The 13,294-nt window shown below is 67.4% G+C and carries 20 protein-coding genes and 1 riboswitch; of the genes, 11 read left to right on the plus strand and 9 right to left on the minus strand.

From position 1 onward, the window contains the following. Nucleotides 1–38 precede the first annotated feature (38 nt). Together ACFVWR_RS02595 and ACFVWR_RS02600 are read right to left on the minus strand one after the other, a co-directional pair. Complete coding sequence (locus tag ACFVWR_RS02595; protein ID WP_387207679.1) at nucleotides 39–971, minus strand: hypothetical protein; 933 nt, start codon at nucleotides 969–971, stop codon at nucleotides 39–41. Nucleotides 972–1,061: 90 nt separating this feature from the next. Next, nucleotides 1,062–2,258, minus strand: a complete 1,197-nt coding sequence (locus tag ACFVWR_RS02600) for an MFS transporter (protein ID WP_387207681.1) — start codon at nucleotides 2,256–2,258, stop codon at nucleotides 1,062–1,064. A 148-nt stretch (nucleotides 2,259–2,406) separates the two neighbouring features. Here ACFVWR_RS02600 and ACFVWR_RS02605 point away from each other — a divergent pair, with 148 nt between their 5' ends. After that, nucleotides 2,407–2,856 (plus strand): MarR family winged helix-turn-helix transcriptional regulator, encoded by a 450-nt coding sequence (locus ACFVWR_RS02605; protein ID WP_387207683.1) that lies wholly within the window; start codon nucleotides 2,407–2,409, stop codon nucleotides 2,854–2,856. A 40-nt stretch (nucleotides 2,857–2,896) separates the two neighbouring features. After that, the gene (panD, locus tag ACFVWR_RS02610; protein ID WP_387207685.1) at nucleotides 2,897–3,310 is read left to right on the plus strand and encodes an aspartate 1-decarboxylase; all 414 of its coding nucleotides are present in this window, start codon (nucleotides 2,897–2,899) and stop codon (nucleotides 3,308–3,310) included. A 23-nt stretch (nucleotides 3,311–3,333) separates the two neighbouring features. Here panD and ACFVWR_RS02615 read toward each other — a convergent pair whose 3' ends face one another. Beyond that, nucleotides 3,334–3,831 carry a hypothetical protein gene (locus ACFVWR_RS02615; RefSeq protein WP_387207687.1) on the minus strand — a complete coding sequence of 166 codons (498 nt, stop codon included), beginning with the start codon at nucleotides 3,829–3,831 and terminating at the stop codon, nucleotides 3,334–3,336. A gap of 77 nt (nucleotides 3,832–3,908) precedes the next feature. On the opposite strand from ACFVWR_RS02615, the gene ACFVWR_RS02620 reads away from it, so the two are divergent. Next, nucleotides 3,909–4,280 (plus strand): hypothetical protein, encoded by a 372-nt coding sequence (locus ACFVWR_RS02620; protein WP_387207689.1) that lies wholly within the window; start codon nucleotides 3,909–3,911, stop codon nucleotides 4,278–4,280. Here the strand turns inward: ACFVWR_RS02620 and crcB are convergent. The 3 genes from crcB to ACFVWR_RS02635 all read right to left on the minus strand — a co-directional run bounded on the left by crcB (nucleotide 4,277) and on the right by ACFVWR_RS02635 (nucleotide 5,730). Next, nucleotides 4,277–4,651 carry a fluoride efflux transporter CrcB gene (gene crcB / locus ACFVWR_RS02625; RefSeq protein ID WP_387207691.1) on the minus strand — a complete coding sequence of 125 codons (375 nt, stop codon included), beginning with the start codon at nucleotides 4,649–4,651 and terminating at the stop codon, nucleotides 4,277–4,279. The genes ACFVWR_RS02620 and crcB overlap by 4 nt on opposite strands. After that, on the minus strand, nucleotides 4,648–5,082 hold the full coding sequence (locus ACFVWR_RS02630; protein ID WP_387207693.1) for a fluoride efflux transporter FluC: 435 nt from the start codon (nucleotides 5,080–5,082) through the stop codon (nucleotides 4,648–4,650). The genes crcB and ACFVWR_RS02630 overlap by 4 nt, the downstream gene beginning before the upstream one ends. Nucleotides 5,083–5,093: 11 nt before the next feature. Then, nucleotides 5,094–5,176: riboswitch (Fluoride riboswitch) on the minus strand. Nucleotides 5,177–5,205: 29 nt separating this feature from the next. Further along, nucleotides 5,206–5,730, minus strand: a complete 525-nt coding sequence (locus ACFVWR_RS02635; RefSeq protein ID WP_387207695.1) for a universal stress protein — start codon at nucleotides 5,728–5,730, stop codon at nucleotides 5,206–5,208. 119 nt (nucleotides 5,731–5,849) lie between these two features. Here ACFVWR_RS02635 and ACFVWR_RS02640 point away from each other — a divergent pair, with 119 nt between their 5' ends. Genes ACFVWR_RS02640 through ACFVWR_RS02655 form a run of 4 tightly spaced genes read left to right on the plus strand, consistent with a single transcriptional unit; the run spans nucleotide 5,850 to nucleotide 8,250 of the window. Continuing rightward, the gene (locus ACFVWR_RS02640; protein WP_387207697.1) at nucleotides 5,850–6,281 is read left to right on the plus strand and encodes a phage holin family protein; all 432 of its coding nucleotides are present in this window, start codon (nucleotides 5,850–5,852) and stop codon (nucleotides 6,279–6,281) included. Then, nucleotides 6,278–6,526 carry a DUF3618 domain-containing protein gene (locus tag ACFVWR_RS02645; RefSeq protein WP_387207698.1) on the plus strand — a complete coding sequence of 83 codons (249 nt, stop codon included), beginning with the start codon at nucleotides 6,278–6,280 and terminating at the stop codon, nucleotides 6,524–6,526. Before ACFVWR_RS02640 ends, ACFVWR_RS02645 begins: the two co-directional genes overlap by 4 nt. After that, nucleotides 6,513–7,562 carry a YihY/virulence factor BrkB family protein gene (locus ACFVWR_RS02650; protein ID WP_387207700.1) on the plus strand — a complete coding sequence of 350 codons (1,050 nt, stop codon included), beginning with the start codon at nucleotides 6,513–6,515 and terminating at the stop codon, nucleotides 7,560–7,562. The genes ACFVWR_RS02645 and ACFVWR_RS02650 overlap by 14 nt, the downstream gene beginning before the upstream one ends. Before the next feature lie 31 nt (nucleotides 7,563–7,593). Next, entirely contained in the window at nucleotides 7,594–8,250 is a 657-nt protein-coding gene (locus tag ACFVWR_RS02655; RefSeq protein WP_387207702.1) for an NUDIX domain-containing protein, read from the plus strand. Nucleotides 8,251–8,360: 110 nt separating this feature from the next. On the opposite strand, the gene ACFVWR_RS02660 is transcribed toward ACFVWR_RS02655, so the two are convergent. Both ACFVWR_RS02660 and ACFVWR_RS02665 read right to left on the minus strand, forming a co-directional pair. After that, the gene (locus ACFVWR_RS02660; protein ID WP_387207704.1) at nucleotides 8,361–9,146 is read right to left on the minus strand and encodes an NAD-dependent epimerase/dehydratase family protein; all 786 of its coding nucleotides are present in this window, start codon (nucleotides 9,144–9,146) and stop codon (nucleotides 8,361–8,363) included. Nucleotides 9,147–9,153: 7 nt separating this feature from the next. Next, nucleotides 9,154–9,300 carry a hypothetical protein gene (locus ACFVWR_RS02665; protein WP_387207706.1) on the minus strand — a complete coding sequence of 49 codons (147 nt, stop codon included), beginning with the start codon at nucleotides 9,298–9,300 and terminating at the stop codon, nucleotides 9,154–9,156. Nucleotides 9,301–9,376: 76 nt separating this feature from the next. Between ACFVWR_RS02665 and ACFVWR_RS02670 the strand changes: the two genes are divergently transcribed. Together ACFVWR_RS02670 and ACFVWR_RS02675 are read left to right on the plus strand one after the other, a co-directional pair. After that, nucleotides 9,377–9,808, plus strand: coding sequence for a GNAT family N-acetyltransferase (locus ACFVWR_RS02670; RefSeq protein ID WP_387207708.1), 432 nt, complete (start codon nucleotides 9,377–9,379; stop codon nucleotides 9,806–9,808). A gap of 216 nt (nucleotides 9,809–10,024) precedes the next feature. Continuing rightward, nucleotides 10,025–10,285 carry a helix-turn-helix domain-containing protein gene (locus tag ACFVWR_RS02675; RefSeq protein ID WP_387207710.1) on the plus strand — a complete coding sequence of 87 codons (261 nt, stop codon included), beginning with the start codon at nucleotides 10,025–10,027 and terminating at the stop codon, nucleotides 10,283–10,285. Nucleotides 10,286–10,960: 675 nt separating this feature from the next. Here the strand turns inward: ACFVWR_RS02675 and ACFVWR_RS02680 are convergent. Continuing rightward, on the minus strand, nucleotides 10,961–11,554 hold the full coding sequence (locus tag ACFVWR_RS02680; protein ID WP_387207712.1) for a TetR/AcrR family transcriptional regulator: 594 nt from the start codon (nucleotides 11,552–11,554) through the stop codon (nucleotides 10,961–10,963). Nucleotides 11,555–11,650: 96 nt separating this feature from the next. Between ACFVWR_RS02680 and ACFVWR_RS02685 the strand changes: the two genes are divergently transcribed. Then, complete coding sequence (locus tag ACFVWR_RS02685; RefSeq protein ID WP_387207714.1) at nucleotides 11,651–12,076, plus strand: nuclear transport factor 2 family protein; 426 nt, start codon at nucleotides 11,651–11,653, stop codon at nucleotides 12,074–12,076. 46 nt (nucleotides 12,077–12,122) lie between these two features. After that, nucleotides 12,123–12,878, plus strand: coding sequence for an MBL fold metallo-hydrolase (locus tag ACFVWR_RS02690; protein WP_387207716.1), 756 nt, complete (start codon nucleotides 12,123–12,125; stop codon nucleotides 12,876–12,878). Nucleotides 12,879–13,294 lie beyond the last annotated feature (416 nt).

Genomic DNA, 13,294 nt, shown 5'->3' on the forward strand with positions numbered 1-13,294 from the left:
CTTCGGTCGCGTTCTGCCTGAAGGCAGACGGGACCCACTCAGTCGGGGCTGATGTCGTGGTCGGCGGTGGGCGACGACGGCAGGTCGTCGTCAGCGTTCACTGGCCGCGCACCGGATGCGGCGCCCGCGATGTCGAAAGTCTTCTCCGCCACCGCCACTGCTGCGGCCGATGCGACAGAGCCCGATCCGGCGCCGGCGCCGGTCGTGACGGCCAGCGGATGAGCTGGGTACGGCCCGCCGGGCGCCGGCGGTGCACCGGGCGCGTTCTCGGCCGACCCGACGACCGGAAGCGCGCCCAGCGCGCCGTCTGCCGCGGGCACGTGGCCCGCTCCGCCCTGTGACAGGGCGGAAAAGAGCGGCCGAGGCTCGACGGCTGCTGAAGCACCGGGCGAAACGGCCAGGCCGGGCAGCACGAGCGAGGGCAGTGCGGGCAACCCGCCCGACTCGTCACCCGGAGGCGGTGACGCGCCCGCGATGGGGTCGACCGCATCCGTGGTCAGGTCGACGACGGCGCCGACCGTGTGGTCGGCGAGCCCGGCGACCGGGGTGACGAGGGAGGTGACGGGGTCGTCACCGAGAAGATCGTGGATGAGCGGGACGGCGTTCACGACGCCGTCGACCGCTCCGGCGACGGGTGAGACGACCTGAGTCACCGGCGACGTCTCGGCCACGCCATGCACGGCGGTGGTGACCGGCGTCACGACGGTCGAGACGACCTCGCGCACCGGCTCGGGTGCAGCATCGGCGACCGGCTGTGTGACGGCCGCGACCGCGCCGCCGACGTCACTGACCACGCCGGTCACTGCGCCGTCGACGCCCGACACGACCGATCCGACGGCGCCCAGCAAAGAGTGTGCGACGGGAGCCGGCTGTGGGGCCGGTTCTGCCGCCGAAGCCGAGCCGGCGCTCCAGAAGAAGCCGAGGATGGCGATGCCAGCGCCGCCGATCAGGGATCCGAGAACAAGGCGCACGGGAGTGAGGTGAGACCCTCGTTCTTCAACACGCGTCTGCATTCACGATCACCCCCTGACCGTCCGTTGAGGCTGAATGTACTCCTCGGTCTACCGCACCGGAAGAGGGTGCTCGGTATTTTTTCCGGCGCTGACGCGCGCGGTGCGGCGGGCCGCACCGGCTGCGACGGCCATGACGACGACCGCGCCGACCGTGATCGCGGCGCCCGCCCAGAGCGGCGACGTGTAGCCGAGGCCCGCCGTGATGGTGAGCCCTCCGATCCAGGCGCCGAGCGCGTTGCCGAGGTTGAAGGCGGCGATGTTGGCGCCGGAGGCGAGCGTCGGTGCGTGATCGGCGTAGATCATCACCCGCATCTGGAGACCGGGGACGGTCGCGAACCCGAACGCGCCCATCAGTACGAGCGCGACGACGGTCGCGGCCGGATTGCCGGCGACGAGCGCGAACACGGTCAGCACCACGGACAGCCCGATCAGGAGGAGCAGCAGGCTCTTGTCGAGCGCCCGATCGGCGAAGCGTCCACCGATGGCGTTGCCGGCGAACAGTCCGAGGCCGAACAGCACCAACAGCCATGGCACAGCGGCGGAGGCGAACCCGGAGACCTCGGTGAGCGTGTACGCGATGTAGGTGAAGGCTCCGAACATCCCGCCGAAACCGAGCACGGTCACGATCAGCGACAGCCACACCTGCCCGGAGCGGAACGCCGTCAGCTCCTTCAGCAGGCCACCGCCCGAAGCCGTCGTGGTGCTGCGCGGAACGAGCACCGCCACGCCGATCAGAGCGATGACGCCGATGGCCGTGATGGCCCAGAACGTGGACCGCCAGCCGAGCGCCTGGCCGAGGAGTGTGCCGAACGGGACCCCGAGCACGTTGGCCGCGGTCAGTCCCGTGAACATCAGGGCGATCGCCCGCGCCTGCTTCTCGGGAGCGACCATGCCGGCGGCGACGACGGAGCCGATGCCGAAGAAGGCTCCGTGGCACAGGGCTGCGAGAACGCGACCCGAGAGCATCACCTCGTAGGTCGGGGCGATCGCCGACAGCGCGTTGCCCGCGATGAACAGCACCATGAGGCCGAGCAGCACGGGTTTGCGCGGCAGCCGCGTGACGGCGGCCGTGAGGCCGAGCGCGCCGACCACGACGGCGAGCGCATAGCCGGAGATCAGCCAGCCGGCAGCGGCCTCGTCGACATGGAAGTCGGCGGCGACCTCGGGCAGCAGCCCGGCGATGACGAATTCGGTCAGGCCGATGCCGAAGCCGCCGAGGGCGAGGGCGATGAGACCGACAGGCATGAGAACTCCCTGAGTTGGTTTCTGGTTTGGGGATGCGACGCGTACGCTAATAGTTGCAGGCGCGTCATAAATAGTTGCACATGCAAATACTTCTCGCAACCTGCGGCGCGACTGCGACGACGGTTGCGTTCGACACAGAGAGGCCACCATGGGAATCGCCGACGACGCCCTCGAGGTGCGCGCGCAGGGCTGGCGCACGCTCGCCGCACTGCACGACTTCATCGAGACCGAACTCGAGCGCTCGCTCAGCAAGCAGGCGGGACTCTCCGTGGTGGAGTACACGGTGCTCGACGCCCTCAGTCGTCAGCACGGCTGGCACATGCGGATGCAGCAGCTGGCCCGCGCGAGCGCCCTCAGCCCCAGCGCCACCACGCGCCTCGTCAACCGTCTCGAAGAGCGCGGCCTGCTCACCCGCGTGCTGTGCGACGACGACAGGCGGGGCATCTACACCGAGCTCACCGCCGCCGGCCACCGCCTGCTCGACACGGCGCGGCCCATCCATGACGACGCCCTCGAGCGCGCGCTCGCCGGTGCCCACGAGGTGCCGGAACTCGCGACCCTCATCTCGGCGCTCCCCCAGCTCGCGCTCGTCCACTAGCCGCGCAAGAGCTCCACGGGCTGCAAGAATTGAGGCAATCATGCTCAGAACGATGTTCAAGTCCAAGATCCATCGCGCGACGGTGACGCACTCCGACCTGCACTACGTCGGGTCTCTCACCGTCGACCAAGAACTGCTCGACGCGGCCGACCTGCTGCCGGGCGAACAGGTGAGCGTCGTCGACATCGCGAACGGCAGCCGGTTCGAAACCTATCTGATCGCCGGCGAGCGCGGCAGCGGCGTCATCGGCGTCAACGGCGCCGCCGCCCACCTGGCCGAGGTCGGCCACCTCGTCATCGTGATCTCGTACGCGCAGCTGACCGACGAGGAGGCCCGCGTCTTCGAGCCGACCGTCGTGCACGTCGACGCCGCCAACCGCATCCTCGCTGTCGGCAGCGACCCCGCCGCCGCCGTCACCCCCGGCGTCTCCGCGCCGCCCTTCGCCCTCCACTGACCGAACCGGCCTGAAGGCGCGACTCAGCGCAGGATCTCGACCAGGGCGACCCAGGAGAAGACCACCGCGGCGATCAAGGCGATGATCGTCGCGACCGCGACGATCATCAGCCCGGCCGGCAGACCCAGCACGAGCATCACCCCGCCCACCGCGTAGACGACGAGCGGCAGCACGAACGAGAGGATGTGGCCGGCGTCGTACGTGCGGATGCGGCCCGGCGAGTCGTCCGACAGGATCGCCCGCGCCGCGAGCACCGCGATCACACCGCATCCCAGCGTGCCGGCGAGCACCTCGGCGCCGAACGCCGGCAGCGACTGCTCCGGGATGAGCGCCACGCACGCCAGCACGACCCCGAGGATGAGCGCCGCCACGGCGGCACCGGCCCGAGCGGCGAGGCCACGGGACTCCGCGATCTGCTTGATGTTGACCGACAGTGCCACGATGAGCAGACCGCCGAGCGCCGCGCCGGCGCCCGCGATCGCCACGTTGAACTCTTTCCACGAATCCAGCGCCGATTCCATGTGCACAGGGTACCGAATCGGCTCCGGCGCGCGAACCGCCCTGGCGTGTGCGGTCGACGAGGGCGTATAACGGTGCCATGAGCGACGCGATCACCCACTGGATCGACCTCTACCGTCGAGCTTGGGAGTCCAACGACCCCGACGACATCCGCGCGCTCTTCACCGAGGACGCGTCGTACCGCACCGAACCGTTCGCGGAACCGTGGGACGGCCACCTCGAGATCGTCGAGGGCTGGCTCGACGCGCAAGACGACCCGGGTGCGGTGGCGTTCGAGTGGCGTCTGGCCGGTCGCGACGCGTTCACCTATTTCGTCGAGGGCCTGACGGAGTATCGCGAAGGCCCGACCTACAGCAACCTCTGGGTGGTGAAACTCGCTCCCGACGGTCGCGCCGAGGAGTTCACCGAGTGGTGGATGGAACAAGACGGCGGAGACGAGGACGAGGGCTAGAGCGACCCCAGCCACAGCCCGAGCCCGGCTGCCGCGAGGGCCAGCACCATCATCCCGAAGCCGTTGAACAGTGCCGCCCGGTAGCGGCGCTGCAGCGCGAGACGCACCGTCTCGTAGCTGGCCGTGCTGAAGGTGGTGTAGCCGCCGAGGAAGCCGGTACCCAGCACGGCGCGCCACTCCGCCGGAAGGCCGTGCACGAGAGCGAGCCCGGTCACCAGTCCGAGCAGGAACGACCCTGTGACGTTGATCACGGTCGTTCCGAGCGGAAAGTTCACGGCGACCCGGCTGCGAAGCACGCCGTCGAACACGAAACGGGCCACTGCGCCGAGACCGCCGGCCGCAGCCACCGCGAGCAGGAGCAGCGGGGTCATCGCGGCCTCCGTTCGAGCCGGGCCGCGATGGCGATGCCGGCCATCGACGCCACCGCTCCGACGACGATCGTGGCGACGGTGTAGAGGATGCTCCCCCCGACGTTGTGCGCGACGATCAGCCCGTCCGCGTCGACGGCGAAAGCGCTGTACGTCGTGAAGCCGCCGAGGATGCCCGTGCCGGCGAACAGGCGCACATCACGACGGCGCCCCGCCTCAGGGCCGGCCGAAGCGAGGGACTGGAGCAGCATCCCGAGCACGAAGGCGCCGACGACGTTGATGCCGAGGGTGGCCACGGGAAGACCGGCGACGGGTGGCAGCGTCGCGCCGAGAAGCGCACGCACGGCGGTTCCGAGCGCACCGCCCACGAACACGAGCGCGATGTGCCGCCAGTGGAGGTGCACCGGCGTCGGGTTCTTCGCAGGCAAGAGCATCCATTCTTCGCAAGAAGGTAGGAACTATCAGCGACCGGTGCGGTTCGGGCTGCGCTCGGCGCGGGCCCCGGCGAGATCCATCGCCGTGCGCCCACTATACCGAGGGGGCTGAACCGACGGGTGCTACACCGGCGGCTCCTCCCACGGCAGCTGGCCCTCACCGGCGACCGGCGCGAGCGGCACCACGATCACGGGCCGGTGCTGCCGGTGCGCGAGGTGCACGGCGATCGACCCGTTGAAGAACTCGCGGATGCTCCCCCTGATGCCGGCCTCGCGCGTTCCGACGACGATGTACCGCGCGTCGACCTCCTCGGCCAGCCGCGCCAGCGCCCACGACGGGTCGCCGGCGAGCTGCTCCAGGCTGTAGCGAACCCCGATCGGTTCGAGAACCGCCCGCACGTGCGCCTCCAGGTCGGGGTCGAACCGTTCGTCCTCGACCTCCGGCAGATCGGGGTCGTACGGCAGCGCGACGACGGTGCCGTCGACATAGCTGGAGACCAGGTAGCGGTTGGGGTCGACGTTCGCGCAGACGAGGGCGACATCGAGGTCGTCGGCCAGGCGTGCGGCCTGTTCGAGAACGGCGGTCGGCTGCCCGGCGACCACGGCCACCAGGATCCCTCCCCGTTGAGTATTGTCCGCAGCGCTCATGTGTCTAGTGTGGAGCGCCGTGCCGCCTCCGTCCAGACCGCCGCACACACGCCGTGAGCCCTTGGCCTCGGCCGGATGCGGGAGTAGCGTCGCCACGAGACGGCCTGAAGGGAGCCCACATGAGTTTCGACAAGCCGCCCCTCCCGCGTGAGCGGCGACGCACCACCCGAGGGCTTCGCCCTCTGCCCGAGTTGACGCGCGACCTGGTCGCCCAGTTGCGCCGTCTGGTCGCCGGTGAGCTCGCGCTCTTCAAGGCGGAGATGACGGCCAAGGCCAAGGCGGCGGGCGTCGGCGCCGGGCTGCTGGTCGGCGCGCTCGTCTTCGTGTTCTTCGCGCTCTGCGCGCTGGTCACGACGGCGGTGCTCGCCTTCGCCCTGATCTGGCCGGCGTGGCTCGCGGCACTCGTCGTGGGCGCCATCCTTCTCGTGCTCGGCGGCATCGCCGCGTTGATCGGAGTGTCGAGCCTGAAACGCGGGATGCCTCCGGTGCCCGACGACCTGAAGCAAGAGCTCGGCGACGACCTCCGCGCACTGAAAGGGGAACGCCCGTGACCGACAAACGACCCGAGCGTCCTCCTCTGCAGAAAACCGCCGGCATGAACGTGCTGAAACTCGACCTCGAGCAGACCCGCGACGAACTCGCGTCGACCCTCGACGACCTCTTCGCGACGTTCAATCCCGGCGTGCAGATCCGTTCGCATCCTGTCTTCTTCGCCGGTCTGTTCCTCGCGATCGTCGGCGCCGCAACCGGCGCCGTCGTGCTGCTGACGCGGGGCCGGAACCGTGCCGCCCGCTGACCTGGGCGGAGTCGGAACCGCGAGGGCCGAAGCGGTCGGCCGCATCGAGGGGATGAACCACGTCTCCTGGTTCCGGCTGCCGTGGAAGTTCATCCTCAAGCGCACGCTGCACAGCTTCTCGCGCGACGCGGTCACCGACCTCGCCGCCGGCCTCACCTACTTCGGGGTGCTGTCGCTCTTTCCGGCGATGATCGCGCTCGTCAGCATCCTGGGTCTCATCGGACAGAGCAAGTCGGGCATCGACGCCCTTTTCGGCATCGTCGAAGAGTTGGCCCCTGGCGCACTGGATGCGGTCAAGGGCCCCATCGAGAACCTCGCCGCCTCTCCCGCCAGCGGGTGGGCCCTCGCCATCGGCATCGTCGGCGCCATCTGGTCGGCGTCGGGATACGTCGGCGGGTTCGGCCGCGCGCTCAACCGCATCTACGGAGTTCGGGAGGGCCGCACGGTCTTCTCGTTGCGCCCCGTTCAGCTGGGTGTGACGATCGCCGCGCTACTCCTCATCGCGCTCGTCGCGGTGCTGCTGGTGCTCTCCGGCCCCGTCGCGACGGCGATCGGGGGCGCGCTGCACGTGGGCGAGACGGTGCAGGTGCTGTGGTCGGTTCTCAAGTGGCCCGTGCTGATCGTCGCCCTCGTGCTCCTGGTCGCACTGCTCTACTACGCGACGCCGAACGTACGGCAGACCAAGTTCCGCTGGCTCACCACGGGTTCGTTCGCCGCGATCGTGCTGCTCGGGATAGCCTCCGCCCTGTTCGCCTTCTATGTCGCCAACTTCGGCAGCTACGACAAGACGTACGGCTCTTTGGCCGGCGTCATCGTGTTTCTGCTGTGGATCTGGATAGCGAACGTGGTGCTGCTGCTCGGCGCCGAACTCGATTCGGAGATCGAGCGGGCCCGCCAACTGGTCAGCGGCATCGAGGCCGACTCGGCGCTCCGGCTGCCGCTCAAGTCGAACAAGGCGATTCTGAAGCTGCAGGATGCCGACGCCGCCGACATCCTCGCCTCGCGAGAGGTGCGTCGCCGCTACCGCGACCGCTGAGGTGCTCAGGCAGCCGGGTTAGGGTCGAACCATGACCTCAGAACGGCCCGGCACAGGCATCCCCGACTCCCGCGGACGAACGGGCTTGCAGCTGCTCGGCCGCGACCTCGACCGCAACCCGGATGTGCGCGTGCGCGATGTCGAGGTCACCTCCGACGGTTGGCATGTGCTGCGCCGCACGACGTTCGAGTTCCGCGGGCGCGACGGTGCATGGACGACTCAGCAGCGCGAGACCTACGATCGCGGAAACGGCGCGACCATCCTGCTCTACGACCCGGTCGCTCGCACCATTCTGCTGACCCGCCAGTTCCGGTTTCCCGCCTACGTCAACGACCACCCCGACGGGATGCTCGTGGAGGCGGCAGCCGGACTGCTCGATGACGACTCCGCCGAAGACGCCATCCGCCGCGAGGCCGCCGAGGAGCTCGGGGTCGAGGTGGGCGAACTGCGCCACCTGTTCGATCTCTACATGAGCCCCGGCTCGGTGACGGAGCGCGTGCACTTCTTCGCGGCCCCGTACACCGCGGCCGATCTCACCGGCACCGGCGGTGGCGTCGAAGAGGAGGGCGAAGAGATCGAGGCGGTGACCGTCGCCTACGACGACGCCCTGGCGATGATCGCCGACGGCCGCATCGTCGACGGCAAGACGGTCATCCTCCTGCAGTGGGCCGCGCTCACCCTGTTCTAGACGATCGATCGTGCAGAAGGTCACCACCACCGACGGCGGCGACGCTGCCGAATGGCGCTTGACCTTCGGCCGCCCGGAACGACCGGTTCCGTGCGCGAGTCGAGTCCCAGCTATTGACGCATCCGGTCGAGTGAGTAGGTTTGCGATGCAAACTGGCCGCCTTGGGGTTCCCCCAGTTCACCGGTAAGAGACCATTCAGCGGCATCATCCTCAGGCACGTAGCCGAGCCGCTCACCTTCGGCCCTGTCCCACCAGGGGGCCGAGTTGGCCGACACCGCGTAGAACGTGGCATGGTGCGCGGTGGTGGTCATCGCAGCGACGAACGCGCGGACGGCATCATTGTGACTGAGCCATGTGTGGCGCTCACGAGGGGTGCTCGGCTGCACCTCGTAACTCCCGATGCGCAAAGCTATCGTGCTGAGGTCGAATTTGTCCGAGTAGAGCTGGCAGAGGGCCTCGCCTGCTACCTTCGAAACGCCGTAGAAGCCGTCGGGTCGGGGGGGCATCGTGTGGTCGACCAGGGTCGTCGTTGGGTACATGCCGGTCACTCGATTGCTGCTGGCGTAGATGACGCGAGGCACCTCGTTCCGACGCGCTGCTTCGAGCACGTGGTACGTCCCAACGATATTCACCTCGGCAAGGTCATGGAAGTCGGCCTCATCGGACAGGCCACCGAGATGGATGATGCCGTCTGCGCCGTCGAACAGGGTCGTGAGCTGTGCCAGGTCAGACAGGTCGGCCGTGACGACGCGATCATGATCGTCTACAGCGTCAGCAAGCCGGACATCGGTCGAGATCAGGTCGACCCCCGACGCGCGCAGCGCCCTGCGAAGGCGTGTTCCAATGTTGCCTGCGGCGCCGGTGATGACCCAACGAGAGTTAGATAGTTTGCCCATCTCACAATCATGACGCCTGGTCGAAGGGTCCGGGCTCGCGGTCGAGGTCGCGCTGTTGCTGGGACTCTTCTGTGTCGCGCTTGCAATGATCGTGGCAGTCATACGTGGTGATCGCGGTACGGTTGCGGGCAAGGAACTCGATACGCTCGTCCATTCAATCACGCTCGTGTTGCACCAGGTCGAGTCTGATCATCGGTCGGCCGCCGGTGGACGGGAGCAGACTGCAAGCTATGGACGTTCGGGTGGAGCCAGCAAGCGCCGACCGATGGGCGGCGATCGTGGACGGCGAGCCGGCAGGCTGGACCCGCGTGGTGCCGCGCGCGACCTTGCCGGGCGTCATGGGCAACAGAGCACTCCAGAAGCTTCTTGATCCTGACCCGCTCGCGTGGTGGGTCGCCTGCGTCACGGTGCGCCGCGAGTCCCGCGGTGCGGGCGTGGGCGTCGAGCTGCTCGGGGCCGCCGCAACGTGGGCTCAGGAGCATGGCGCGACGGTGTTGGACGGACATCCGGTTGACGTGGCGCTTTTGAAGAGCGCTCCGTCCGCGTCCGCACTGTTCACCGGTACTGTCTCAATGTTCCGCGCCGCTGGGTTCGACGAGATTGGGCGCACTTACGTCAGCCGGCCGGTGATGCGGCGGGCAAGTCTTGCCAGGTCGAGCTGACGCCCGCCCACAACAGTAAGTCTTCTGCAGCCCGCCGAGCTCGACCGAATACGATCGCGGTCTCAACCGGTCGATGCACCGTTCGGGAAGGATTGATCCGGAGGTGCGGCTGGTGTTCACGAGTGAGCTGGAGGACGAACTGTGGGAGCGATGGGCACGAGGTGAATCGAGCCGGTTGATCGCGCGGAGGCTCCGCGACCTCATGCGGTCCGCACGGTGTTGGCGCTACACGGAGGCGTTAGACCCCGAGCCCGCGCACGCGGCAAGCAACAGCTCACCGTTGCCGAGCGCGAGGGAGTTTCGCGTGGCATCGCTGCTGGGCTATCCAGCAGCGCGATCGCAGCGATCCTGAGGCGCTCGCCCTCGACGGTGTCTCGGGAGATCGCCCGCAACGGCGGGCGGCAGCCATACCGAGCCGACCTCCCGCGAACGCAAAGCAGGTCCCCACACGGTCGGCTGACCAGGATGCACGAATAGCGATCCTTGAGTGCGCCTCAGGGGAGGCCGTCGTGGGGATTGAGATCGGATCACGCCGTCGGGAGGCTACCGGTCGGGAGCTGCTCGTCGACGCTGCGACGCCCCCACGATCGTGCTCAAGAATCCCAGGGCAGCAATGCCATAGGTAGCAGCCGTGAGCGCGTCGCTGCCTACCTGCGACCGGACCGTGCCGGCGCCATCGATACGTTCCCAGTTGCAAACGGTTCCGATGGGCCACCAGCTTCGGGCTTCGCGGACAGACCCTCCGGCGTCTGTCCGTATCGCCCCAGCCGGCGCAGGCCCGAAACGAGCGCACGAGTTCTTCGACGCGTAGCCGAGCTGCGTCACGATCATCAGGACGACTACGACGAGCAATAAGCTCCCGACAGGAATCAGTGCTGCGCTCGCTCGACCCCTTCCCGACCATCGGCTCACGCCGTCCACGGTAGCTGCAACCGGGGAGCTCAGCATCCGTCGAGCGGATGAGCCGCCCAGGTCGCGCAGGCCGTCTGAATAGGGATCCCTCAGCGGGCACGTAAAGGTGCTCCCGGGTAGTGATGGTGCTTGGCGACCAGATGTCGGCGATGTGCGGAGGTTTTGCGTATTGATCGGTCGGCGTTCGAGCTTCGCCTCGATACCAGAGATGGGTGAGTCCGAGCGCGAGCCGGCGACCGTTCAGAGCGCTGCTAACTGGTCGAACGCGGCTTGAGTCTGGGCGCCAAGCTGGCTGGGACTTGTCGACCGACGTCGGCCTATTTGATAGCAGGCCAGCGCCACCTGGCCGGCGAACACGGCCGTGGGCTCACTCGTGCCACGCCCTACGAGAAGTTGGGTGAATCGATCGGCGATCAGCTGCGTCTTCAGGGCATCGTGTGCGCGCAGTTCGAGGTGCTTCTCGACCAGCTCGTAGTGGAGCGCATACCCGTCGATGTTGTCGCTTGCGTAATCACATAGTGCGACCACGATGGGCCTCAGCTGTTCGACGGCTTCCGCGGTGGTGCGGGCGGGGCCTACGGACTCGGCCGTCGCGAACTGGGTGATCCGGTCGAGCATTTCCTCTTCGTGGGCGAATACGACCTCGGCCTTGTCGCCGAAATATCGAAAGAACGTCGTGCGTCCGACATCCGCGCGCGCAGCGATGTCCGTTACGGAGACATTGTCGAACCCTTTCACGGCGAAGAGCTCGTCCGCGGCCTCGATGATGCGCTGGCGGGCGAGACGTCGTTTTCGCTCCGTGAGGGACTCACGGGCCGGGATGGTTTGCGACACGGTCCAACACTACACGCAAAAGGTACTTGACACCGTACGGAACTCAGTGTGTTACGGTACTGAGTACCAACAGCCATCCACGAAAAGGGACTGCTCATGCTGACCATCCAGGACCGTCTCGACATCAACGACACTCTGGCCCTCCACGCCCACATCGTCGACACGAACCAGTTGGACCGGTTGGATGATCTGTTCGCGCCGGATGCGGTTTATGACATGTCAGCGACCGCGAGCGGCCTCGGAGCGTTTCAGGGAATCGACGCGATCCGCGTCGCGGCGGGACGCTTGGCCGAAAGCGGCCACGCTCCGCTTGCGCATCTCGTGACGAACATCATCGCGACAAGCGCGGGAGAGGATACCGCGACGGTCAAGTCCAGAGGGCTGATGATCATGGCGGACGGCTCGGCCCACGCCGTGTCCCACGACGACGTTCTGCAACGACGCGACGGGCTGTGGCGCATTAGTCGCCGGGTCATCACACCGCTCGGTGTGCCCACAACCGTTCCGGCAGGACGCCGGTGACCTCGTTGCTGTCCACACCCGCTGCCCGCCAAGTGAAGGAACCGTCATGACCGAGTCGCTCGCCATCACCCGCGTCACCCACAGCTGTCACCTGATCGAGATCGGGGGACTGACGGTGCTCACCGACCCGTGGTTCTCACAGAAGACCTTCTACCACCCAGGCGAGCCCATCGCGTTCCAACCGGAGAAACTACCGCACCTCGATGCTGTCGTGATCAGCCACGAGCATTACGACCACTGCGACCTGGACGCGTTCAAGCGCTACCCGGACAAGGACGTACCGATGATTGTCGCCGGTCCCGTCGTCGAAAAGGCGAGGAAGGTCGGCTTCACGAACGTCACCCCACTTGAGGCGTGGGAGAGCACGAACGTCGGCGACCTGACATTCAACGCGGCCCCCGGCGAGCACGGCGTTTACGAAGTCACGTATGTGATCACAGGCGGCGGCCGCAGCGTCTACTTCGCCGGCGACACGCTCCTCACCCCGGAACTGCGCACCCTAACCGACCGTTTCGGTCCCCTCGACGTAACGTTGCTCCCGGTCAACGGTCTCCACTTACGGATGGCCGGAAACAAGCAGGTCGTCATGAACGCCGAGGAAGCCGCCGAACTCACCTCAGTCCTGCGCCCCAAACTGGCCATCCCGCAGCACTACGCCTTCACCGCCGGCTCCGTCGGCGACCGCCTCATCCTCAAAAGCGACAAGGACCCGGCGCTCTACGTCGATGCCGCCCGCCGACTCGCCCCAGACGTTCCCGTCACCGTGATCGAACCAGGAGAGCGTCTGGTCGTTCCAGCGTGAAGGAATGGAAAGATGTTCGCCGACCCAATCGAAGCGTGTAGCTGATCTTGGCGAATGGCACGACCGACGGAAGCCACAGTCGGGCACTCGCCAGGATGGTGTTCGACGTCGTACCGTGCCGATAGGGCTGCATCCGCGATGGTCGAGAAGGTCCGAAAGGTCTACTCGGCGATGAACTTCTACAGCCCGGATACAGGGCAGCTGAGCGCGATCGCCCGCTTAGGGCGCGACGCCGAGTCTGGCGAAATCATCTGGATGCTGGAACAAGTGAATGGCGCTCCCGCAAGATCGGAGCCTGGTTCTCTTCGGTCCGTCCTGAGCAGGGAGTCCACGCCGTTGTCTGGCGAGCCCGCGCACTTCGGACGGCCATCTAACGGCCCCTGATCTGGACGTCGCGGCGGTCAGATTGTCGGGTG

The sequence above is a fragment of the Leifsonia sp. NPDC058292 genome, assembly GCF_042880955.1.
Taxonomy (GTDB): domain Bacteria; phylum Actinomycetota; class Actinomycetes; order Actinomycetales; family Microbacteriaceae; genus Leifsonia.

Coding starts and splice junctions, on each gene's coding strand:
- ACFVWR_RS02690 (WP_387207716.1), top strand. CDS start 12,123: ATGACCGAGTCGCTCGCCATCACCCGCGTCACCCACAGCTGTCACCTG.
- ACFVWR_RS02670 (WP_387207708.1), top strand. CDS start 9,377: ATGGACGTTCGGGTGGAGCCAGCAAGCGCCGACCGATGGGCGGCGATC.
- crcB (WP_387207691.1), bottom strand. CDS start 4,651: ATGACCCCGCTGCTCCTGCTCGCGGTGGCTGCGGCCGGCGGTCTCGGC.
- ACFVWR_RS02615 (WP_387207687.1), bottom strand. CDS start 3,831: ATGGAATCGGCGCTGGATTCGTGGAAAGAGTTCAACGTGGCGATCGCG.
- panD (WP_387207685.1), top strand. CDS start 2,897: ATGCTCAGAACGATGTTCAAGTCCAAGATCCATCGCGCGACGGTGACG.
- ACFVWR_RS02665 (WP_387207706.1), bottom strand. CDS start 9,300: ATGGACGAGCGTATCGAGTTCCTTGCCCGCAACCGTACCGCGATCACC.
- ACFVWR_RS02600 (WP_387207681.1), bottom strand. CDS start 2,258: ATGCCTGTCGGTCTCATCGCCCTCGCCCTCGGCGGCTTCGGCATCGGC.
- ACFVWR_RS02685 (WP_387207714.1), top strand. CDS start 11,651: ATGCTGACCATCCAGGACCGTCTCGACATCAACGACACTCTGGCCCTC.
- ACFVWR_RS02635 (WP_387207695.1), bottom strand. CDS start 5,730: ATGAGCGCTGCGGACAATACTCAACGGGGAGGGATCCTGGTGGCCGTG.
- ACFVWR_RS02605 (WP_387207683.1), top strand. CDS start 2,407: ATGGGAATCGCCGACGACGCCCTCGAGGTGCGCGCGCAGGGCTGGCGC.
- ACFVWR_RS02620 (WP_387207689.1), top strand. CDS start 3,909: ATGAGCGACGCGATCACCCACTGGATCGACCTCTACCGTCGAGCTTGG.
- ACFVWR_RS02630 (WP_387207693.1), bottom strand. CDS start 5,082: ATGCTCTTGCCTGCGAAGAACCCGACGCCGGTGCACCTCCACTGGCGG.
- ACFVWR_RS02660 (WP_387207704.1), bottom strand. CDS start 9,146: ATGGGCAAACTATCTAACTCTCGTTGGGTCATCACCGGCGCCGCAGGC.
- ACFVWR_RS02640 (WP_387207697.1), top strand. CDS start 5,850: ATGAGTTTCGACAAGCCGCCCCTCCCGCGTGAGCGGCGACGCACCACC.
- ACFVWR_RS02655 (WP_387207702.1), top strand. CDS start 7,594: ATGACCTCAGAACGGCCCGGCACAGGCATCCCCGACTCCCGCGGACGA.